The following is a 21,761-nucleotide window of genomic DNA, read 5'->3' as shown; positions in this document are numbered from 1 at the left end:
AGGTGAACATGCCGATCCGCATCCTCCCGCGTCCTGTCAGGCCCTTGCTGGTACTGTGCTTGTGCCTGCTGCTGGGCGGCTGCACCGGCCTGTTCCTGTATCCGGACCGCGTCCGCCACCTGCCGGATCGCGCGTTGGGCACCCCTGCGGAGGATATGTGGATATCCGCGCCGGACGGCAGCCGCCTGCATGCGCTGTTCCTGCCGGCGCAGGGGCCCCCGCGGGCGACGCTGCTGTTCCTGCATGGCAATGCCGAGAACCTCAGCTCGCATGTCCACGCCGTGACCTGGCTGCCGGCGCAGGGCTACGCCGTGCTGGCGCTGGACTACCGGGGTTTCGGGCAGTCCCAGGGCAGCGCCGATGTCGATGCCATCCACGAGGATGCCGCCGCGGCGCTGGCCTGGCTGGCCGCGCGGCCGGCGGCGGACACCGGTCCGCTGGTCGTCTACGGCCAGAGCCTGGGCGGCTCGGTGGCGATCCGCCTGGTCGCGCAGGCCGATGACGCGCAGCGCCGGCGCATCGCTGCGGTGGTCGCCGACAGCGCGTTCTCCAGCTATCGCGGCATCGCACGGGAGAAGCTGGCGCAGGTCTGGCTGACCTGGCCGCTGCAATGGCCCTTGTCGTGGCTGTTCTCCGACCGCTACTCCGCGGTGGAGGCGGTCGGCCGCATCGGTCCGATTCCCTTGCTGCTGATCCATGGCCAGCGCGATGCCGTGGTCGGCTACAGCCACGCGCAGCGGCTGTATGCCGCCGCGCGCGAGCCCAAGGCGCTCTGGCTGCTGCCGGAGGGGGGGCATATCGACGCGGTCCGCCGCGAGCCGGTGCGTGCGCGGCTGCTGGAATATCTCGAAGCCGCTGCGGGGCGAGCGGCACCCTGAGCCTCCGCGGCTTCCTTTCCGCGAGAGCGGAATGCAGGACGCATGGCTGTCTGCGGGGGCTTGAATGTGTGTCGGGCATCCACATAATCGTCCCGCCCGTTCCCCAGAACCCACACGACAAGCAAGCCATGACGACCGAGACGCGCGAGTTCCAGGCCGAAACCCGACAGCTGCTGCAGTTGATGATCCACTCGCTGTATTCGAACAAGGAAATCTTCCTTCGCGAGCTGGTCTCCAATGCCTCCGACGCTTGCGACAAGCTGCGCTTCCTGGCCATTGCCGATCCGGCCCTGCTGGGCGGCGACGAACTGGCGGTGGAGCTGGTGCCGGACGAGGCCGCCGGCACGCTGACGATCCGCGACAACGGCATCGGCATGACGCGCGAGGAAGTGATCGAGAACCTGGGCACCATCGCCCGCTCCGGGACCCGGAAGTTCCTGGAATCGCTGTCCGGCGACCAGAAGAAGGATTCGCAGCTGATCGGACAGTTCGGCGTCGGCTTCTACTCGTCCTTCATCGTGGCCGACAAGGTCACGGTCCTCACCCGGCGTGCCGGTGCCGGCGAGGCGGTGCGCTGGGAATCCAATGGCGAGGGCGAGTTCACCCTCGAGCCTTCCTTCAAGCAGGACCGCGGCACCGAGGTGATCCTGCACCTGCGCGAGGAGGAACGGGATTTCCTGCAGCCCTGGCGCCTGCAGGCGATCGTGCGCAAGTACTCCGACCATATCGGCCTGCCGATCCGCCTGAGGAACGAGAAGGGCGAGGCCGAGGCCCTGAACCAGGCCCGCGCGTTCTGGACGCGGCCCAAGTCCGAGCTCAAGGACGAGGACTACCAGCACTTCTACGAACACCTGTCGCACGACCACCAGCCGGCGCTGGCCTGGGCCCACAACCGTGTCGAAGGCGGCAGCCTGGAGTACACCTCGCTGCTCTACATTCCCTCGCACGCGCCCTTCGATCTCTGGGATCGCGAGCAGGGCCGCGGCGTGCAGCTCTACGTCAAGCGCGTATTCATCATGGACAAGGCGGCGGAACTGCTGCCACCCTGGCTGCGCTTCGTCCGCGGCCTGGTGGACACGGCCGACCTGCCTCTCAACGTCTCCCGCGAACTGCTGCAGGGCAACCGCACCGTGGACAAGATCCGCGCGGCCCTGGTCAAGCGCGCACTCGACATGCTGGAGGACCTGGCCGAGAAGCGCCCCGAGGACTACGCGAAGTTCTGGCAGGCCTTCGGCGTGGTGCTGAAGGAGGGCCTGGTCGACGACCACGCCAACCAGGAGCGCATCGCCAGGCTCTGCCGCTTCCACTCCACGCTGGAGGCTTCCGAGCAGAAGGTTTCGCTGGCCGACTACGTCGCCCGCATGCCGGAAGGCCAGGACAAGATCTACTACCTCAGTGCCGAGAGCCTCGCCGCTGCCCGGGGCAGTCCGCACCTGGAAGGCTTCCGCAAGCGCGGTTTCGAGGTCCTGCTGCTGAGCGACCGCATCGACGAGTGGGTGGTGGCGCACCTGACGCAGTTCCAGGAGCGGAAGCTGGAATCCGTGGCGCGGGCCTCCAAGGACATCGAGTCGAAGATCGAGACCGCCGACAAGGCGCGCCACGAAAACGAATATGCCGGCACCCTCAAGCGCCTGGGCGAGGCGCTGCAGGGGCGGATCGAGGCGGCGCGCCTGTCGGTGCGCCTGACCGAGTCGCCGGTCTGCCTGGTGGCGGGAGAGCAGGCGCTGTCGCGCCGGCTGGAAGAGATCCTGCGCAAGGCGGGCGAAGCCGTGCCCGGCAGCCTGCCGGTACTGGAACTGAACCCGGAGCATGCGCTGGTGCAGCGCCTGCGGGACACTGCGGACGACGCGGCCTTTGCCGACCTGGCGGAATTGCTGCTGGGTCAGGCCGTGTTGGCAGAAGGCGGGCAGCTTCCGGACCCCGCCGGGTTCGTGCAGCGGCTCAACCGCCTGCTGCTGGAGGGCGCAGCCCCTAGCCGGATCGTGCTGGGCTGAGGCTCAGGGCCAGCAGCGGGCGGCAGGTTTCGAACAGCAGGTCGTAGGACGCGCGCTCGGCGGCCATCGCCGAGCGCCGCTCCGCGGCGGACAGGCGGGCTCCCGCGGCGCGGTAGGACATGCTGACCCGCATGCGGAACATCGCCTGCCGCAACTGCCTGGCCCGCCAGGGATGGGCTCGCGACATGGCCGCGGTGCACTGCTCGATCAGGGCCAGGGTTCCGCCCGTCGGCGGTGGAGGGGGCAGGGGCGCCGCCGTCGCCTGGAGCGCCAGCAGCGGCATCACGACGCCGGCCAGCAGGGCCGGCGTGCGGCAGGACAACCTCTGGAACAGCCTGGAAAAAGGGTTCATGAAACTCGGCCTGAAGCCCGGACTGTGAACAGGTTAACAATTCATGCTGCACTGCACAATGGCCGGGGCGACAAACGCATCGATTCATTTAATCCTTTATTAATCAATTAGTAATCTGTAAGACTTCAGATCAGCAGGGGCTTGCAGGCGGCGACCAGTTGCCGATACGCCCCACGCTCCGTGGCGATGGCGGACTGTTTTTCCTCGGCGGACAGCCGGTCCGGAGCGCGCCGCCAGGACAGGCTGAGCCGCAGCCGGAGCATCGCCTCGCGCACGGCGCGGTGATGCCGGGCGTCCGCCTGGGGCAAGACGGTCTGGCACTGTGCGAGCAGGGCCACCACCTGCGGCGGGCTACCGGGCGGCGCCGCCGGCTGTGCGGCGAGGGACAGCGGCAGCAGCAGGCCAAGAACGAGGCAGGGCAGGCGGGAGGCGGGGTTCATGCGCAAGGCAGTATCCCAGGCCCTGTGTGCCCGCGCGATGGCGTATGAGGCCAGTCGGTCGGCCGGCTTCCGCCGGTTGTCGTAAGCTTTGCGAAAATCCATTGCCGATCAACGCCCTCATGGCCGAACCCCTGCCCAAGACCAGTGCCTTTCCGCGCCCGCCGCGCGAGTTGGTGCTGACCACGCCGGAGCACTTCATCGCCTTTGGCTTCGGTGCCGGCTTGGCCCCCAAGGGGCCGGGTACCGTCGGTACCCTGGTGGGCCTGCCGTTCTGGCTGCTGCTGATGTGGCTGCCGCCCTGGGGGTTCGGCGTCGCGCTGTTGGCCCTGTTCGGGTTCGGCTGCTGGGTCTGCGGCGAGAGCGCCCGCCTGCTCGGCGTGCACGACTACGGCGGCATCGTGTTCGACGAGATCGTCGGCTTCCTGATCGCCTGCCTGCCGCTGCTGCCGGCGCTCGGGCTGGTGCAGGGGCCCCAGGCCATGGCGCTGGGCCTGCTGGCGGCCTTCGCGGTGTTCCGCCTGTTCGACATCCTCAAGCCCTGGCCGATCCGCGCCTTCGACCGCAGCGTCCATGGCGGCCTGGGCATCATGGTCGACGACGTGCTCGCGGGCGTCTTCAGCGCCGCGGTACTGTACGGCGGCATTCTCTTCCTGCAGCGGTAAGGCACGTTTTCCTTGAAAAGGAAAAGCGCCGCAGACATCCTCTGCGGCGCTGATGATTCATGGCTGTTGGCCATGACAATGTGAATTACCGAAAAAGAGGAATCCAGATGAAGACCGTGCGTATCGGCTGCGCTTCCGCCTTCTGGGGCGACACCAATGCCGCCGCCGCCCAGCTGGTGGAGAAGGGCGGCATCGACTACCTGGTGTTCGACTACCTGGCCGAGATCACCATGTCGATCCTGGCGGCCAAGCGCATGAAGGATCCCAACGACGGTTACGCCACCGACTTCGTCGAGCACGTCATGGGGCCGCTGATGCCTCGCATCAAGGAGAAGGGTATCCGCGTGGTGGCCAACGCCGGCGGCGTGAATCCCTTGGCCTGCAAGAGGGCGCTGGAAGAGGCGGCGGCCAAGGCCGGCCTCAGCTTCCGCGTCGGCGTGGTGCTGGGCGACGACCTCAACGGCCGGCGCAAGGACTTCGCCGACTGCAGGGAGCTGGACACGGGCAAGCCGATGCCGCCGGTCACCGTCTCGATGAATGCCTACCTCGGCGCCATTCCCATCGCCCGCGCCCTGCAGGCCGGCGCGGAGATCGTGATCACTGGGCGCTGCGTCGATTCCGCCGTGGTGCTGGGGCCGCTGATGCACGAGTTCGGCTGGCAGCCTGACGACTACGACCGGCTCGCCGCAGGCTCGATCGCCGGCCACATCATCGAATGCGGCGCGCAGTGCACCGGCGGCAATTTCACCGACTGGGAGCTGGTGCAGGGCGGCTACGCCGACATGGGCTTTCCCATCGTGGAAATGCAGGCCAGTGGCGAATTCACCGTGACCAAGCCCGGCGGCACCGGCGGCCTGGTGTCGCCGCATACCGTGCTGGAGCAGATGCTGTACGAGATCGGCGATCCGCGCGCCTACCTGCTGCCGGACGTCACCTGCGATTTCACCGGGGTGAAGCTCGAGCAGTGCGCGCCCGACGCGGTGCGCGTGACTGGCTGCCGTGGCTACGCCCCCACGGACTCCTACAAGGTCAGCGCCACCTATCCGGCCGGCATGCGCTGCGCCGCGTTGTTCATGATCGGCGGGATCGACGCGGCCCGGAAGGGGCGCGCCTCGGCGCAGGGCATCGTGGAAAAGGTGCGCCGCCAGTTGCTGGAGGCGAACCTGGGCGATTTCAGCGGTGTCGACATCCACTGCATCGGCGCGGAGGAGAGCTACGGTCCCCATGCGCGCGCCGCCGCGGCGGCGACGCGCGAGGTCGTGGTCAAGATCGCCGTGCAGCATCCCCATCCCAAGGCGTTGAAGCTGTTCGCCCGCGAGATCGCCCAGGCCGCCACCGGCATGGCACCGGGCTTCACCGGCTACTTCGGCGCCGGCCGTCCCGAGCCGCACATGATCCCCCGGCTGTTCTCCATGCTGGTGCCCAAGGACCGCGTGGCGATCGAAGTGGCGGTGGGCGAGGATCGCCTGTCCGTACCGGTGCCGCTGGCGGGCGGCTTCGTGCCGCCGCCGGCCGAGGCGGAGCAGCTGCCGGCGCTGGACCTGGCGGGTGCGGTCGCCGTACCCCTGATCCGTCTGGCGCTGGCGCGATCCGGCGACAAGGGCGACCACGCCAACATCGGCGTGATCGCCCGCCGGCCGGAATACCTGCCCTACATCCGCGCCGCCTTGTCCACCGCGGCGCTGCGCCGCCATTTCGCGCATGTCCTGGCCGGCGGCGAGCAAGGGCGCGTGGAGCGCTGGGAGCTGCCGGGCACGGACTCGCTGAACTTCCTGCTGCACCAGGCCCTGGGCGGCGGCGGCGCCGGCAGCCTGCGTACCGACCCGCAGGGCAAGGCCTTCGGGCAGATGCTGCTGGACTTCCCGGTGCCGGTGCCGCCGGGCCTGCTGGCCGCCTGAGGGGCTTAGCGTCCGCCGGCCGGATCGACGTTGCGCAGCCCGTACTCCATGCGCGAGAGCTTGCCGTCGTGGTTCTTGTCCAGGGAGCCGAAGCGGGTCACCAGCTCGGAGTTGGCGCTGACCTCGCCGCGGTCCAGGGCGCCGTTGCCGCTGGTGTCCAGGGTGGCGAACTTGGCGTCGTCGCTCATCATCGGGCGCACCGGCGACGGAGCCGGCTTCACCACGACCACGGGCGGCAGCGTGGGCGGTTCGGCGATGGCGGGCGCCGGCAATGCAGCCGTGGGCGGCGGGGCGACGGCGGCCGGGGGGTAGCAGTCGCCCGGCGGCAGGCCGGCGGGCTGGGCGAGCGCGGGGCCGGCCGCAAGGGCCAGCAGCGCCAGGACAGGGGTCGTCTTCATGACTCGTCTCCTCCGTGAGACCGGGATGGCGGCGGCCGGGGTGCCGCAGGCGGCGTCTGCCACCGCTCCCAGGCTGCCCGGTCGCGGCTTTCCTGTGGCTGAACGCGCCGGCCGGGCCGGTTTTCGGCCGGAATTGACTGTAAAGCCAGCAAAACCTGTCTTACGGAGGGTAGGTCCGGCGCGCGCGACGGTTTACAATGTGCGTCTCTAATTTGCCCAACAGCCAGCCTCCCAGAGTACCGGGAGCAGCCAGGAACTGCCTAAATGTCCGTTGAACGCGATGTAATGGAGTACGACGTCCTTGTGGTCGGTGGTGGTCCCGCCGGCCTGTCCGCCGCTATCCGCCTGAAGCAGAAGGCGGCCGAGGCCGGCAAGGAAATCAACGTCTGCCTCGTCGAGAAGGGTTCGGAAGTCGGCGCCCATATCCTCTCGGGCGCCGTGTTCGAGCCGCGCGCGCTCAACGAGCTGTTCCCGGACTGGAAGGAGAAGGGTGCGCCGCTGAACACCCCGGTGGTCGGTGACGACATCTACTTCTTCCGCAGCGAAACCGCTGCCTTCAAGATGCCCAACCTGTTCGTGCCCAAGCCGATGCACAACGAGGGCAACTACATCATCTCGCTGGCCAATCTCTGCCGCTGGATGAAGGACCAGGCCGAGGCGCTGGGCGTGGAGGTCTACGCCGAGTTCGCCGCGCAGACGCCGATCGTCGAGGACGGCGTGGTCAAGGGCGTGACCCTGGGCGACAAGGGCGTCAACCACAAGGGCGAACAGACCTCGGACTACGCGCCGGGCATGGAGCTGCGCGCCAAGTACACGCTGTTCGCCGAAGGCTGCCGCGGCCATATCGGCAAGCAGCTGATCGAGCAGTACCAGCTTGCCAAGGGCAAGGATCCGCAGCACTACGCCATCGGCATCAAGGAAATCTGGACCATCCCCGCCGAGCAGCACAAGCCGGGCCTGGTCGTGCACGGTGCCGGCTGGCCGCTGAACCTGCTGGGTACCGAGGCGCTGGGCGGTTCCTTCCTGTACCACCTCGAGAACAACACGGTGGTCTGCGGCCTGATCGTGGACCTGTCGTATACCAACCCCTACCTCTCGCCCTACGACGAGTTCCAGCGCTTCAAGCATCATCCGAAGATCGCGCAGTACCTTCAGGGCGGCAAGCGCGTGGGCTACGGTGCCCGCGCCCTGGTCAAGGGCGGCCTGAACTCTCTGCCCAAGCAGACCTTCCCGGGCGGCTTGCTGATCGGCGACGACGCCGGCACGCTGAACTTCGCCAAGATCAAGGGCAGCCACACCGCGATGAAGAGCGGCATGCTGGGTGCCGAGACCGTGGCGGAAGCGCTGTTCGCCGGCTCCGAAGGCGGTGACGAGCTGACCGGCTACCAGCAGAAGTTCGAGTCCAGCTGGCTGTACGAGGAGCTGTACAAGTCGCGCAACTTCGGCGTGTTCCTGCACAAGTTCGGTTCGCTGATCGGCGGCGCCATCAACTACATCGAGCAGAACTGGTTCGGCGGCAAGTTCCCCTGGACCTTCCACGACCTGAAGCTCGACCATGCCGCCCTGAAGCCGGCGGCCCAGTCGCAGAAGATCGAGTACCCGAAGGCGGACGGCAAGCTGTCCTTCGACAAGCTGTCCTCGGTATTCCTGTCCAGCACCAACCACGCGGAAGACCAGCCGGTCCACCTCGTGCTGAAGGACAAGACCATCCCCATCGCCAAGAACCTGCCGATGTACGACGAGCCGGCGCAGCGCTACTGCCCGGCCGGCGTCTACGAAGTGGTGGGCGAGGGCCAGGACAAGCGCTTCCAGATCAACGCGCAGAACTGCGTGCACTGCAAGACCTGCGACATCAAGGATCCGGCGCAGAACATCACCTGGGTTGCCCCGGAAGGCGGCGGCGGTCCCAACTACGCCAACATGTAAGGCCGCGATGCCCCGTTCCGCCTGGCTGGTGATGCTGACGCTGGTGCTGCTGCCCCTGTCGGGCTGCGTGTCGGCGCGCGTGCAGGCCGAGCGCGACGCCACGGCGACCTACAACCGCTGCTACACGGCGCTGCGCCAGGCGGACCTCGGCATGTACCAGCTCTGCCAGTCGAAGCTGTCCAAGGCGCGGCGCCAGGAGCAGCGCATGGCCGAGCCCGACATGCCGCAGGAGGACGAGCAGCAGTGGCTCAAGGGGCAGGCCGAGGCCGCGCCCTGGGAGGTCCAGATCCTCTCGTCGGCGGTCAGCGAGGACCTGAACACGGTCACCCTGGAGACCAACAACCGCTCCGGGGTGCTCGACCAGCAGATCGAGCATGTCGAGAAAATCGTGCTGGTGAGGGAGAATGGCCGCTGGGTCATTGACAAGGACTGCTGCGAATACTCGAATGCGAAGTTCGCAAGTCCCTAGATTTGATGTGAACGCGCCGTCCCCCGGCTCGTTTGGGGTAGTTTTGGAATAAACCGAGATCGAGAGAATGAAAGTTCTAGTCAGCGTCAAACGCGTGGTGGACTACAACGTCCGCATTCAGGTCAAGTCCGACGGTTCGGGCGTGGTCACGGACGGCGTCAAGTTCAGCATGAACCCCTTCGATGAAATCGCGATGGAAGAAGCGGTTCGCCTGCGCGAGAAGGGCAAGGTCACCGAGATCGTCGCCGTGACGATCGGCGGCGCCAAGAACGAAGAGACCCTGCGCTCCGCGCTGGCCTTCGGCGCCGACCGCGCGATCCACATCAAGGAAGAGGGCGAAGTGCAGCCGCTGACGGCCGCCAAGGCCTTCGCCGCCGTGCTGAAGAAGGAAGGCGCCCAGCTGTTCCTCTGCGGCAAGCAGGCCATCGACGACGACGCCAACCAGACCGGCCAGATGGTTGCATCCCTGCTGGACATCGCGCAGGCCACCTTCGCCTCCAAGGTCGAGGTTGACGGTTCCAAGGCCCAGATCACCCGCGAAATCGACGCCGGTCTCGAGACCCTGGAAGTCGACCTGCCGGCCGTGGTCAGCGTGGACCTGCGCCTCAACGAGCCGCGCTACCTGAAGCTGCCGGATATCATGAAGGCCAAGAAGAAGCCCATCGAGACCATCGGCCTGGGCGACGTCGGCGTGGCTGTCGAAGCCGGCACCAAGACCGTCAAGGTGGCCCCGCCGCCGGCACGCGCCAAGGGTGTGATGGTCAAGACCGTGGACGAACTGGTGTCCGCACTCAAGGCAAAGGGACTGGTGTAAGAACATGAGCAAGATTCTCGTCATTGCCGAGCACAGCGACGGCAAGCTGAACGCCTCGGTTTCCAAGACGCTGGCCGCTGCGCAGAAGATCGGTGGCGACATCGACGTCGCCGTGCTCGCGACCGACGGCGCCGCCGTCGCCGCCCAGGCCGCCAAGCTGTCCGGCGTCGCCAAGGTGCTGGTCGTCAACAACGCCGCCAATGCCTACCCGATCGCCTCGGTGCTCGCGCCGCAGATCGTCGAACTGGCCAAGGGCTACAGCCACATCCTGTTCCCGGGCACCACCTACGGCAAGGACCTCGCCCCGCGCGTGGCCGCCAAGCTGAACGTGCAGCAGGTCAGCGACATCATGGCCGTGCACAGCGCCAGCCAGTTCGACCGTCCGATCTACGCGGGCAACGCCATCACCACCGTGGAAGCCGCGGCCGGCACGGTCGTCGCCACGGTGCGCCTGGCTTCGTTCACCGCGGTGGCCGAGGGCGGTTCCGCCGCCGTCGAGACCGTCTCGGTCAGCGCTGCCCTGCCGTCGCACACCCGTTTCGTGAAGATCGAGGCCCAGAAATCCGCCCGCCCGGATCTGCAGTCCGCCAGCCGCGTCGTTTCCGGCGGTCGCGCCCTGGGTTCCTCCGAGAACTTCAAGGTCATCTACGACTTCGCCGACAAGATCGGCGCCGGCGTCGGTGCCTCGCGCGCCGCGGTGGACTCGGGCTACGTGCCGAACGACATGCAGGTCGGCCAGACCGGCAAGATCATCGCCCCGGAGCTGTACTTCGCGATCGGTATCTCCGGCGCGATCCAGCATCTTGCCGGCATCAAGGACGCCCGCACCATCGTCGCCATCAACAAGGACCCGGAGGCCCCGATCTTCGAGGTGGCCGACATCGGCCTCGTCGGCGACCTGTTCGCGGTGGTCCCGGAGCTGCAGGGCAAGCTGTAAGAGACATCAGGGCTGTACCGATCAAGGCCGGGAATTCCCGGCCTTGATCGTTTCCGGAGGGTGAAAAGATGGGTTACCAGTCCGTATTCCGTTCCGACCTGTTCGCCGGCCAGACCATCGTCGTTACCGGCGGCGGCTCGGGCATCGGCCGCTGCGTCGCGCACGAGCTGGCCGCGCTGGGCGCGCACGTGGTCATCACCGGCCGCAAGCTGGAAAAGCTGGAGAAGACCGCGGCAGAGATCATCGAGGACGGCGGCCGGGTATCGACGCAGGCCTTCGACATCCGCGACGAGGAGTCGGTGAAGGAAGCCGTTAAGACGATCCTCGCGCAGCAGGGTGCGATCCACGGCCTGGTCAACAATGCCGGCGGCCAGTTTCCGGCGCCCCTCGCCAGCATCAGCAAGAAGGGCTGGGAAGCCGTGGTGGCCAACAACCTCACCGGCGGCTTCCTGGTGGCGCGCGAGGTCTATAACCAGTGGATGAAGAAGAACGGCGGAGCCATCGTCAACATGCTGGCGGACATGTGGGGCGGCATGCCCAACATGGGCCATAGCGGCGCTGCCCGCGCCGGCATGCTGAGCTTCACCGAGACGGCGGCGATGGAATGGGCGGCTTCCGGTGTTCGCGTCAACGCCGTGGCGCCGGGGTTCGTCGCCTCCAGCGGCATGGACCAGTATGACCCGGTCTTCCAGGCCGAGATCATCCCCAAGCTGGGTGGCGAGGTGGCGATGCAGCGCATGGCCGAGGAGGCCGAGATCAGCTCCGCCATCGTCTGGCTGCTGTCCGAGGGGGCCGCCTACGTCACCGGTGACTGCATCAAGATTGATGGCGGCGGCAGCCTCAACAAGAAGGTGTTCGCCTTGCAGCCGCACAGGAATGCCAAGCCCTATGTCGGCTTCCATCGCGCCTTCAAGCCCAAGGCTGTAAAGGAATAGGATTTTCCGGGATTTCCAGGGCCGCCTCCGGGCGGCTTTTTTGTGCGCGCCGGAGCCAGGAAGTGGAACAAATGGAAATCCCAATTGTTGATGAAAACATTGTTTATACGGGGTTAAACTCGCCAAAATCCCCGATATCAAGAGACATTGGAAATGCCTGTTATCGAATCCCGAATCGACACCGGCGGCAGCCAGTTCCAGCACAACCGCGAAGGCCTGCTGAAACTGATCGAGGAATGGCGCGCCATCGAGGAGAAGGGACGCAAGGAGGAGGAGTCCAAGCGCGAGCGCTACCGCAAGCGCGGGCAGCTGCTGCCGCGCGAGCGCGTGCACCTGATGCTGGACCGCGGCTCGCCCTGGCTGGAACTGGCGACGCTGGCCGGCTACAAGCGGCATGACGACAAGGACGGCTCCCTGGCCGGCGGCAACACCATCATCGGCATCGGCTACGTCTCCGGCACGCGCTGCCTGGTCTCCGCCTCCAACTCCGCGATCAAGGGCGGCACCATGACCCCGGGGGGGGTGGAAAAGGGCCTGCGCATGCAGGAGATCGCCCTGCAGCAAAAACTGCCGACGGTCTCCATGGTCGAGTCCGGCGGCGCCAACCTGATGTACCAGGCGGACATCTTCATTCCCGGCGGCCGCACCTTTGCCAACCAGGCGCGCCTGTCGGCCGCCGGCATCCCGCAGGTGACGCTGGTGCACGGTTCTTCCACCGCCGGCGGCGCCTACCTGCCGGGCATGTCGGACTACGTGGTGATGGTGCGCAAGCGCGCCAAGGTATTCCTGGCCGGCCCGCCGTTGCTGCGCGCCGCCACCGGCGAGATCGCCGACGAGGAAAGCCTGGGCGGTGCGGAGATGCACTGCGCGGTGGCCGGCACCTCCGAGTTCATCGCCGAGAACGATGCCGACGGCATCCGCATCGCCCGCGAGATCGTCAGGAACCTCAACTGGAACGCCTCGCGCCCGCGGCTGGAGCTGCTGCCCGTGCGCGCGCCGCTGTATGACGTCGAGGAGCTGTGCGGCGTGGTCTCGCCGGACTACCGCAAGCCCTTCGACTGCCGAGAGGTCATCGCGCGCATCGTCGACGGCTCGGAGTTCCTGGAGTTCAAGAACGAGTACGACCAGCAGACCATCTGCGGCCGCGCGACGCTTCACGGACACCAGATCGGCATCATCTCCAACAACGGCCCCATCACGCCCAAGGGGGCCACCAAGGCCGGCCAGTTCATCCAGCTCTGCTGCCAGGCCAACACGCCGATCGTGTACCTGATGAACACCACCGGCTACATGGTGGGCACGGAAGCCGAGCAGGGCGGCATCGTCAAGCACGGCTCCAAGATGATCCAGGCCGTGGCCAACGCCACGGTGCCGCAGATCACCATCGTCATGGGCGGCAGCTTCGGCGCCGGCAACTACGGCATGTGCGGCCGCGGTTTCGGGCCGCACTTCATCTTTGCCTGGCCCAACTCGCGCACCGCCGTCATGGGCGGAGAGCAGGCCGCCGGAGTCATGGAGATCGTCACGCGCGAGAAGTGGCAGAAGGAGGGCAAGCAGGTGTCGGAGAACGACGAGAAGATGCTGGCCATGTTCCGCCAGAACATCATCAGCCAGTTCGAGAAGGAATCCCACGCCTTCGCCGCCACCGCACGGTTGTTCGATGACGGCCTGATCGACCCGCGCGACACCCGCAAGGTGCTGGGCCTGTGCCTCTCGGTCTGCCGCGAGAGCAAGGCGCGCACGACCTTCCCGAATACCTTCGGCGTGGCGCGGTTCTGAGTGGATGAAGCACGCCAGTCCCCGTCGTGCCGGCGAAAGCCGGCATCCAGTCCTTCAAGGATTGGCCGTGCCTGCAGGGCTGGAGATCGGCTTTCGCCGGTATGACGAAAAGAAGGAGAAAGGAATGAACCTACCCGAGTGCAAAAACCTGCTGCTGAACCTCGACAGCGGCGTGCTGCATGTCACCTTCAATCGCCCGGAGTCGCGCAACGCGATGACGCCGGAGCTGCTGGCCGAGATAGCCAGCGTATTCGAATCCATTCGCGAGTCCGCGGTGCGCGCCGTGGTGCTGCGTGGCGCCGGCGGCCACTTCTGCGCCGGCGCGGACCTCAAGGGCATGATGGCGGGTGGCATGAAGCCGCCGGCGCCGGGCGAGGCCGATCCCATTGTCGCCATGAACCGCTCCTTCGGCGTGATGCTGCGCCAGGTCAGCGCGGCGCCTCAGGTGGTGATCGCGGTCTGCGAGGGGGCGGTGCTGGGCGGCGGCTTCGGCTTGGCCTGCGTCTCCGACATCGCCTTTGCCCACGCCGAGGCCAAGTTCGGCATGCCCGAGACCACGCGCGGCCTGCCGCCGGCGCAGATCGCGCCCTTCGTGGTGGAGCGCATCGGCCTGACGCAGGCGCGCCGCCTTTGCCTGACCGGCGCCCAGTTCCGCGGTGCCGAGGCCCTGCGGCTGGGGCTGGTACATGAAAGCTTCTCCGACGAGGAGGAACTGCAGGCCAAGCTCAAGGACGCGTTGTCGCAGGTGGTGAACTGCGCGCCGCAGGCCAATGCCCTCACCAAGCAGATCCTGCTCAACGTCGGCAAGCTCGACATGGACGCTGTGCTGGATGATGCGGCGCGGAAGTTCGCATCCTGCGTTCGCGGACCGGAGGCGCCGGAAGGCATCGCGGCCTTCATGCAGAAGCGTGCGCCCAAGTGGGCGCAGAACTAGAAAAAGAGAAGAGGCAGAACCCATGGCCCGATTCACCAAGATACTCGTCGCCAACCGTGGCGAAATCGCCGTCCGCGTGATCCGCGGCGCGAAGCAGCTCGGCTACCGCACCGTCGCCGTCTACAGCGACGCCGATCGCGACGCGATGCATGTCCTGGAGGCCGACGAGGCCGTGCACATCGGCCCTGCGCCGGTGAAGGAGTCCTACCTCGCCATCGACAAGCTGATCGCGGCGGCGAGGCAGAGTGGCGCCGAAGCGGTGCACCCGGGCTACGGCTTCCTGTCCGAGCGCGGGGATTTCGCCCAGGCGGTGCAGGATGCCGGCCTCGTGTTCATCGGGCCGGATCCGCACTCGATCGAGGCCATGGGCAACAAGTCCGCCTCCAAGATCAGCATGATCGCCGCCGGCGTCCCCTGCGTGCCGGGCTACCAGGGGGAGGACCAGTCGGACGAGACCCTGGTGGCGGAGGCAAGAAAGGTCGGCCTGCCGGTGATGGTGAAGGCGGCGGCGGGCGGCGGCGGGCGCGGCATGCGCCTGGTGCACGAGGAGTCCGCGCTGCTGCCCAGCATCCAGTCGGCCCGCTCCGAGGCCGCCAATGCCTTCGGCAGCGGCCAGCTGCTGATCGAGAAGGCCGTGGTCGATGCGCGCCATGTCGAGATCCAGGTCTTCGGCGACCGTCACGGCAACGTGGTGTACCTCGGCGAGCGCGACTGCTCGGTGCAGCGCCGCAACCAGAAGGTGGTGGAAGAAGCCCTGTCGCCGGCCGTGGACGAGGCCCTGCGCCAGCGCATGGGCGAAGCCGCGGTTGCGGCGGCCAAGGCCGTCGACTACGTCGGTGCCGGCACCGTGGAGTTCATGCTGGCGCGCGATGGCCGGTTCTACTTCCTGGAGATGAACACCCGCCTGCAGGTCGAGCACCCGGTGACCGAGCTGGTCTTCGGGCTCGACCTGGTGGAGTGGCAGCTGCGCGTGGCGCAGGGCGAGAGGCTGCCGCTGTCGCAGGACGAGATCCTGCGGCGCAGCAGGGGCTGGGCCATCGAGGTGCGCCTCTGCGCCGAGGATCCTCAGCAGAACTACCTGCCGCAGACCGGCAAGGTGCTGCGCTGGCGTGCTCCGCAAGGCGTGGGCGTCCGCGTCGACAGTTACCTGCAGGAGGGGCAGTTGATCAGCCCGTTCTACGACTCCATGCAGGCCAAGATCATCGCCTGGGGCGATGACCGCGAGACCGCTCGCCAGCGGCTGCTGAAGGCGCTGCGCGACACCACGCTACTGGGCGTCGTCAGCAACCGCGACTACCTGCTCGACATCGTCGGCCACGAGGCCTTTGCCTCGGGCGACTTCAGCACGTCCTTCATCGGCAAATACTTCCCGGCAGAGACGGTCGCCGCGCGCAAGCCCACGTCACGGCAGGTCGCCCTGGCGGCCGTGGCCTTGTACCTGGACGACGCCCGGCGCCTGGCGCAGGAGCATGGCCTGGCGCCGGAGTTCATCGGCTGGCACAGCTCGCACGAGTCGCCGGCCTGCTACAAGCTGAAGTGGCGCGAGCAGGAGTACACGCTGGACGTCCGGGCACAGGAAGGTCGCGTGTTCAGCATCGGGCTGGGAGAAGAGAAGCTGCGCATCGACGTCAGCCGCAGCGGGGAGCAGGAGTTCTCCTACGTCTGCGAAGCGGTGCAGGGCAAGGCGCGCCTGGCACGCGATGGCGACAGCATCTGGGTCGACGCCGAATCGGCCTGCTGGCGCTACAGCGATGCGTCGCTGGCCCCCGTGCAGGCCGCTGCGGCGGGCTCCGACGGCCGCCTGCTGGCGCATTCCGACGGCAAGGTTGTCGCGGTGCACGTCCAGCCCGGTGACCGCGTGGAGAAGGGACAGACACTGGCGGTGCTGGAAGCGATGAAGATGGAGTTCCAGCTGCAGTTGCCGGTATCGGGGGTGGTGGAGTCGGTCAGCGTCAGCGCGGGGCAGCAGGTCAAGAACCGGCAGGTGCTCGTGGTGGTAAAACCCTGAGCATCCGCCTCGCGCGAACAGGAAAGCCCGCGCTGCGGGCTTTTTTGTCGGGCGGGGATCAGCGCAGCCGAAAGCCGCTTGCCCCGAGCCTGTCGAAGGATGGGCCGCCGCTGGCCGTGTAGGGAATCCGTTCATGCTTTGACACGATCAGCACGAATGGGCCGGCAGTCCGCTTGGCCTCCCTCAAGCCCATGGAAAACCTTCCGGGTTAGCGCGGGTTGATCCACCGCAGGCGATGCCTGAATGGCATCGCCTGCGGTGGATCACGGGCGGCCATGGAGGGCCGCCCCGAGGGTAGGTGGGTAAACAGCAGTCACGCCATGGATGGCGTCCCCGATCCTCGCGGGCAAAAAAAAGGTCGCCATTCCTAGCGACCCTCTCGGGGTTTCAACCGCCAACTCACGACGCTAAGGATCCCCACGCAAGGCTTGGGCGCCGCGCAAAGAAAACCCCGCCGGGTTAGGGCGGGGTTCGGTCATCTGAACCGCAGACTCGCTGCGCTAGGATCCCTGGCGCTCTGGCGCCAGGGGCCCTCCACGCGGCTCGCTGCTTTACTCCAACACCTTCAGTTCCACGCGGCGGTTGTTCTCGCGACCCTCTTCGGTGTCGTTGGAGTCGATCGGGCGGGTCTCGCCGTAGCCCACCGGGTTCATGCGGCCGGTCGGGATGCCGCGGCCCATCAGGTAGGTCTTCACGGCATTGGCGCGGCGCTCCGACAGGCCCAGGTTGTAGGCGTCGGAGCCGATCGCGTCGGTGTGGCCCTCGAGATCGACCTTGATCGTCGGGTAGGCCTTCAGGGTCTCGCCCACTTCGTTGAGGATCAGCTTGGCTGGCTCGGTCAGGCGGTCGGAGTCGAACTCGAATTTCACGCCGCGCAGGATGAAGTTCTTGTCCAGCGCGCAGCCGTTGGCGTCCACGGCCTCGCCCGGGCGCGGCGTACGGCAGTCGCCGGTCAGGGCGCAGCCGTTGGGCAGGACCTTGGCGCCTGGCGGTGTGCGCGGGCATTCATCGAGGTAGTCCGGGATGCCGTCGCCGTCGCTGTCCAGCGGGCAGCCGTCCGGACCCACGGCCACGCCCTTCGGCGTCTCCGGGCACTTGTCCATGAAGTCGGGGATGCCATCGCCGTCGGCATCCGCCGCCGGGCAGCCATCCGGACCGACGACGGTGCCCTTGGGGGTATTGGGGCACTTGTCGTAGGCGTCGGGGATGCCGTCGCCGTCGCTGTCGATCGGACAGCCGTCCGGGCCCACCTGCACGCCTCGCGGCGTGTTGGGGCACTTGTCGAGTTCGTTGGGCACGCCGTCGCCGTCGGAGTCCGCCGGGCAGCCGTCCGGGCCCACGACCGTGCCCTTCGGGGTTCCCGGGCACTTGTCGAGGTAGTCGGGTACGCCGTCGCCGTCCAGGTCGGTCGGGCAGCCGTCGGAGTACACCGCCACGCCCTTGGGAGTGCCCGGGCACTTGTCGAGGTGGTCGGGCACGCCGTCGCCGTCTTCATCGCCCGGCTTCTTGCCCAGGGCAATGCGCAGGCCGGCGAAGGCCTGCCAGGTGTAGTAGCTCTCTTCCGGCAGGTTGCCCTGCTCCTGGACCTCGTCCTGCTGGTAGCGGGCTTCGAGCTTGAGCATCGTCAGGTCGCCGAGCCGCTGCAGGAAGCCGACGCTGCCGTAGGGGCCCCAGGCGCCGGTGCTTTCACCGAGGAAATCCACCGTGGAAAAGTGTGCGCCTGCCGCGACGTAGGGCTGGAAATCCCAGGACGACGGGTGGAAGGGCTTGCCGAGGAAGGCCTCCAGGCCGACACGACCGCTGATGCGTTCGTAGTCTCCGGCGTTGGTGGTCTCCAGGTTGCTGTAGTCGCCGCCGAGTTCCAGCACGAGGCGGTTCGTCAGCGGTCGGGTGGCCAGCAGGCCTGCCGTCAGGCCGGTATCGAGATCCGACTTGTCGGACATCACGGCGCCGGCATAGGGCCAGAGCGACCAGCGGTTGTCCTGTACCTCGACCAGGGCAGGAGCGGCGGCGACCGGGGCCGGCGGCGGTGCCGACGCGGCGGCAGCCGGCGCGGCCGTCTGGGCCATGGCCAGGACCGGCATCAGTCCCAGCGCGGTTGCACACATCAGGTGCTTGAAGTTCATTGTTGTTCTTCCCTGAGCTTATCGATTAAGGCGCCGCAAACGGAAAGGGGAACGTCGGCTCTTCCGGCACGCAGAGCTGTGCGCCGCCGATCGCTGCCGGATCCGCATTGAGGATGGCCGTCAGCAGCGTATCGACGCCGCAAAGCAACGGTGCATAGACGGTGTTGTCGAGCAGCGCGACCAGGTCTCCCAGCGGCGTCGCGAACAGCGTCTGGGTCAGCGGATCGGCGAGAGCGCCCAGCAGCCCCTCGACGATGTCGTCCACCGGGATCGGGCCGGTATTGCCCGGCTCGTCGCCCGAGGCCAGCGCCTGCAGGATCGGATTGACGATCTCCGTCACGGCGCTCAGGACCTGGGTCACGACACCGCTGCCGCCGTTGGGCGAGCCGCCGAGCATGAAGACCGACTCCAGGGCCGCGCAGAGCTGCGTGGCGTCCTGGTCGTTGGACGAACCCAGCAGCACGTCGTTGGTGACCGGCAGCACCAGCACGGTCATGCCGTCGAGGTCCTTGTTGGTCGCGGAGCGCGGGTTGGTGTACTCGGCGGTGACGCAGGCGAAGCCCAGGCGCAGGTTGCCGGTGCCGACCACGACACCGTTCTGGCCCGCTGCGCGGTTGCCCGCGGCATAGTCGGCCGCCGGGGTCAGGTTGTCGCCGACGATGGCGGGGGCGCCGCCGCCGATGGGCAGAGAAGCCGGCAGCGTCGCCACGCAGGCCTCGCCGTTCCAGTAGCCGGGCGACTGTTCCCAGTTGATGCGGTTGCCGGGCTCGTTCGGTGCGAGGAAGCCGTCATCGTTGGTGACGTCGCGATAGGTGTCGCCGTCGATGAAGGTCTGGCACTCGCCGTCGACGCGCTGGCTCGGGGTGCAGAAGCGGGCGCCGGCGTAGAGGCGCTGGACGCCCTGGAGGCGCGAGCTGTCGGTGAGGCCGCCGACCAGGTCGGTGGCGCCGACGCAGGCGAACTTGCTCGGCTCGCCCGGGATCGAAAGGCTCTTGGCCGACACGGTGACGCTGTTGCCGCCCAGGACCTCGTTGAGGGTCACGTTGACGGTCAGGTCGTTGGCGTTCTGCCGGACGCCGGCAATGACCGCCGAGCCCTTGATGGTCGTGCTGCCTTCGCCGTTGGCGGTCAGCTCGCCGCGGCCGGTGGTCACGTCATTGGTGACGGAAGCGATCGCCGGAGCGTCGGACGTGAAGCTGCTGTCGGCGGCATTGGTGACGTTGCACTCCCGGTCGACCGCTCCGGCCTCGTAGCGGGCGCGCAGGCGCAGCTGGCGCTTGCTGTCGATGGAGAGCTGCACCGGCGCGGTGACGCAGGCGCCGGTGTCGTTACGGCAGGTGTCGAAGGCGCCGTTGGTGTCCGCCGGCTCCAGGCAGAGCGCGATCAGCTGCGCCGGGATCACCGTCAGCAACTCGTTGTCCGTGGTGCTGCCGCCCGGGCAGATTTCCGTGGTGCCGCTGTAGGTGCCGGTGACGGTCACGACATCCTGGGCCGCCAGCGCCGGGTTGGTGCTCAGCGTGGACTGGCCGACGCCTGCCGGGAAGCTGCCGACGTTCGGCTTGTTGCTGCTGAAGGTCGTGGTCGAGGTGACCGGACCCGAAGTGCCGTTGCGGTAGAGGGCCGTGGCCGCGTAGACCACGTTGTTGCCGGCGATGACACTGGTGGTGCCGGCCGGTACGGTGGAGACGACGATGCTCTGCAGGCAGGTTTCCCGCACGGCGATCTGCGTGGTACGCGTGAGGCGGCCGATCTGCGCGGTGATGGTCGCCGTGCCCACGGCGGTGCCGGTGTAGGCGCCGGTGGAAGCGTTGATCGTGCCGAGGTTGGTGGACCAGGCGGCGGCCGGGCAGGGGCGCTCAACCGGCTGGCCATTGAGCTCGTAGTCGCACTGGCCGATCACCGAACACTGCGAAGTGGCGCCCTGGTTGATGCTGTTGGGGGCGCAGGAAATCTGGGCATCGACCAGGGTGGCCTCGATGATGCGCACCGGCACGGTCTGCGCGACGCCATCGATCGATCCGGTGACGGTCGCGGTGCCGGCGGCAACGCCGGTGATCACGCCGGTGTCGCTGATGGTGGCGACCGAAGGCGCGGAGCTGGACCAGCTCACGGCCGGGCAGTCGCGGTTGACGACGCGCGTGTTGCCGGAGGCCAGCACTTCCCGGTATTGGCAGCTACCGGCGACCGGGGCGCAGGTCGAGGTCTGGTTGACTTCCAGCGGGTCGGGCGTCGGCGCGCAGGAGACGCTGAAGCTCAACAGTTCGGGGAAGGGCAGATCGGGGCTGCGGGCACCGCCGCCGCCTCCGCAGGCCGTGAGCACCAGGGCTGCCAGCAGCAGCACGGCGCGAGGTTGGAAGAAGCGAACGCTGTCTCTCATGAGAGGGATCCCCAAGCTGAAGTTTCGACTATTTACTTATACCAACGCTTATGACAGACCCCGCAGGCGTCCGTCAAGGAGAAAGTCCAAGATTATCAAGCAGTGAGCGTGCCATGCCTCCTCCTTTGGTCCGAGTTTGCGGGGTTGCATTCCGCCTGCTGTCCGGGGTCGGCCAGAGGTGCGTCATGGATTGCCTGAACGGGTAGGCGCGAACTGACCGGGTGGGCAAGGAAAAACCCCCGCCGGATTGCTCCAACGGGGCGATCCACCGCAGGCAAAGAAAAGAGGGTCGCCATTCCTGGCGACCCTCTGGGGGTTCCCACCGCCAACTCACGACGCTGGGGATCCCCGCGCAAGGCGTGGGGGCGGACAAAGAAAAAACCCCGCCGGGCAGGGCGGGGTTCGGTCCATCAAACCGCAGATCTCTTCGCCAGGATCCCCGGCGCTCTGGCGCCGGGGCCCCTCCACGCGGAGATTTGCTTTACTCGAGCACCTTGAGCTCCACGCGGCGGTTCTCCTCGCGGCCGGCCTCGGTGTCGTTGCTGTCGATCGGGCGGGTCTCGCCGTAGCCCACCGGGTTCATCCGGTTGGCCGGGATGCCGCGGCCGCCCAGGTAGGTCTTCACCGCGTTGGCACGGCGCTCCGACAGGCCCAGGTTGTAGTTGTCCGAGCCCACGGAGTCGGTGTGGCCTTCCAGGTCGACCTTGATCGTCGGGTAGGCCTTCAGGGTTTCGCCCACTTCGTTGAGGATCAGCTTGGCCGGCTCGGTCAGGCGGTCGGAGTCGAACTCGAACTTCACGCCGCGCAGGATGAAGTTCTTGTCCAGCGCGCAGC

18 protein-coding genes are annotated in these 21,761 nt (G+C 67.4%); 12 read left to right on the top strand and 6 right to left on the bottom strand.

Annotated elements, in window-relative coordinates:
• Window positions 1-8 precede the first annotated feature (8 nt).
• Together C3942_RS17430 and htpG are read left to right on the top strand one after the other, a co-directional pair.
• The gene (locus C3942_RS17430; RefSeq protein ID WP_165797508.1) at window positions 9-878 is read left to right on the top strand and encodes an alpha/beta hydrolase; all 870 of its coding nucleotides are present in this window, start codon (window positions 9-11) and stop codon (window positions 876-878) included.
• 128 nt (window positions 879-1,006) lie between these two features.
• Complete coding sequence (htpG, locus tag C3942_RS17425) at window positions 1,007-2,872, top strand: molecular chaperone HtpG (protein WP_104231646.1); 1,866 nt, start codon at window positions 1,007-1,009, stop codon at window positions 2,870-2,872.
• On the opposite strand, the gene C3942_RS17420 is transcribed toward htpG, so the two are convergent.
• Window positions 2,850-3,224, bottom strand: coding sequence for a hypothetical protein (locus C3942_RS17420; RefSeq protein WP_133164344.1), 375 nt, complete (start codon window positions 3,222-3,224; stop codon window positions 2,850-2,852). The two genes, htpG and C3942_RS17420, sit on opposite strands and share 23 nt — an antisense overlap.
• Before the next feature lie 125 nt (window positions 3,225-3,349).
• Entirely contained in the window at window positions 3,350-3,664 is a 315-nt protein-coding gene (locus tag C3942_RS17415) for a hypothetical protein (RefSeq protein WP_133164343.1), read from the bottom strand.
• A 119-nt stretch (window positions 3,665-3,783) separates the two neighbouring features.
• Between C3942_RS17415 and C3942_RS17410 the strand changes: the two genes are divergently transcribed.
• Complete coding sequence (locus C3942_RS17410; RefSeq protein WP_104231732.1) at window positions 3,784-4,326, top strand: phosphatidylglycerophosphatase A family protein; 543 nt, start codon at window positions 3,784-3,786, stop codon at window positions 4,324-4,326.
• Window positions 4,327-4,433: 107 nt separating this feature from the next.
• Entirely contained in the window at window positions 4,434-6,224 is a 1,791-nt protein-coding gene (locus C3942_RS17405) for an acyclic terpene utilization AtuA family protein (RefSeq protein WP_104231643.1), read from the top strand.
• A gap of 5 nt (window positions 6,225-6,229) precedes the next feature.
• Here the strand turns inward: C3942_RS17405 and C3942_RS17400 are convergent, their stop codons facing one another.
• Complete coding sequence (locus tag C3942_RS17400; RefSeq protein ID WP_104231642.1) at window positions 6,230-6,622, bottom strand: EF-hand domain-containing protein; 393 nt, start codon at window positions 6,620-6,622, stop codon at window positions 6,230-6,232.
• A gap of 264 nt (window positions 6,623-6,886) precedes the next feature.
• Here C3942_RS17400 and C3942_RS17395 point away from each other — a divergent pair, with 264 nt between their 5' ends.
• From C3942_RS17395 to C3942_RS17360, 8 genes are all read left to right on the top strand, one after another.
• A complete protein-coding gene (locus C3942_RS17395) occupies window positions 6,887-8,548 on the top strand; it encodes an electron transfer flavoprotein-ubiquinone oxidoreductase (RefSeq protein WP_207766135.1) in 1,662 nt (553 codons plus the stop codon).
• Between the two features lie 7 nt (window positions 8,549-8,555).
• A complete protein-coding gene (locus C3942_RS17390; RefSeq protein WP_104231640.1) occupies window positions 8,556-9,017 on the top strand; it encodes a hypothetical protein in 462 nt (153 codons plus the stop codon).
• Between the two features lie 67 nt (window positions 9,018-9,084).
• Window positions 9,085-9,831: an electron transfer flavoprotein subunit beta/FixA family protein gene (locus C3942_RS17385; RefSeq protein ID WP_104231639.1), complete on the top strand. Its 747-nt coding sequence runs from the start codon at window positions 9,085-9,087 to the stop codon at window positions 9,829-9,831.
• A 4-nt stretch (window positions 9,832-9,835) separates the two neighbouring features.
• On the top strand, window positions 9,836-10,768 hold the full coding sequence (locus C3942_RS17380; protein ID WP_104231638.1) for an electron transfer flavoprotein subunit alpha/FixB family protein: 933 nt from the start codon (window positions 9,836-9,838) through the stop codon (window positions 10,766-10,768).
• Window positions 10,769-10,836: 68 nt separating this feature from the next.
• Entirely contained in the window at window positions 10,837-11,703 is an 867-nt protein-coding gene (locus C3942_RS17375) for an SDR family oxidoreductase (RefSeq protein WP_104231637.1), read from the top strand.
• A 153-nt stretch (window positions 11,704-11,856) separates the two neighbouring features.
• Window positions 11,857-13,482 carry an acyl-CoA carboxylase subunit beta gene (locus C3942_RS17370; protein WP_104231636.1) on the top strand — a complete coding sequence of 542 codons (1,626 nt, stop codon included), beginning with the start codon at window positions 11,857-11,859 and terminating at the stop codon, window positions 13,480-13,482.
• Window positions 13,483-13,606: 124 nt separating this feature from the next.
• Window positions 13,607-14,416 (top strand): enoyl-CoA hydratase/isomerase family protein, encoded by an 810-nt coding sequence (locus tag C3942_RS17365; protein ID WP_104231635.1) that lies wholly within the window; start codon window positions 13,607-13,609, stop codon window positions 14,414-14,416.
• A gap of 22 nt (window positions 14,417-14,438) precedes the next feature.
• Window positions 14,439-16,424, top strand: coding sequence for an acetyl-CoA carboxylase biotin carboxylase subunit (locus C3942_RS17360; RefSeq protein WP_104231634.1), 1,986 nt, complete (start codon window positions 14,439-14,441; stop codon window positions 16,422-16,424).
• Between the two features lie 551 nt (window positions 16,425-16,975).
• On the opposite strand, the gene C3942_RS17355 is transcribed toward C3942_RS17360, so the two are convergent.
• The 3 genes from C3942_RS17355 to C3942_RS17345 form a co-directional block, all read right to left on the bottom strand.
• Window positions 16,976-18,550 carry an OmpA family protein gene (locus C3942_RS17355; RefSeq protein WP_243393654.1) on the bottom strand — a complete coding sequence of 525 codons (1,575 nt, stop codon included), beginning with the start codon at window positions 18,548-18,550 and terminating at the stop codon, window positions 16,976-16,978.
• A gap of 25 nt (window positions 18,551-18,575) precedes the next feature.
• On the bottom strand, window positions 18,576-20,927 hold the full coding sequence (locus tag C3942_RS17350) for an Ig-like domain-containing protein (protein WP_104231633.1): 2,352 nt from the start codon (window positions 20,925-20,927) through the stop codon (window positions 18,576-18,578).
• A 481-nt stretch (window positions 20,928-21,408) separates the two neighbouring features.
• Window positions 21,409-21,761, bottom strand: a 353-nt coding sequence (locus C3942_RS17345) for an OmpA family protein (RefSeq protein WP_133164342.1), incomplete at its 5' end; no start/stop codon positions are given.

Source organism: Solimonas fluminis, from assembly GCF_002930645.1.
Lineage (GTDB): Bacteria > Pseudomonadota > Gammaproteobacteria > Nevskiales > Nevskiaceae > Solimonas_A > Solimonas_A fluminis.
The sequence above is the reverse complement of the archived record's forward strand: the minus strand, read 5'-3'. Positions and strand labels throughout refer to the sequence as shown.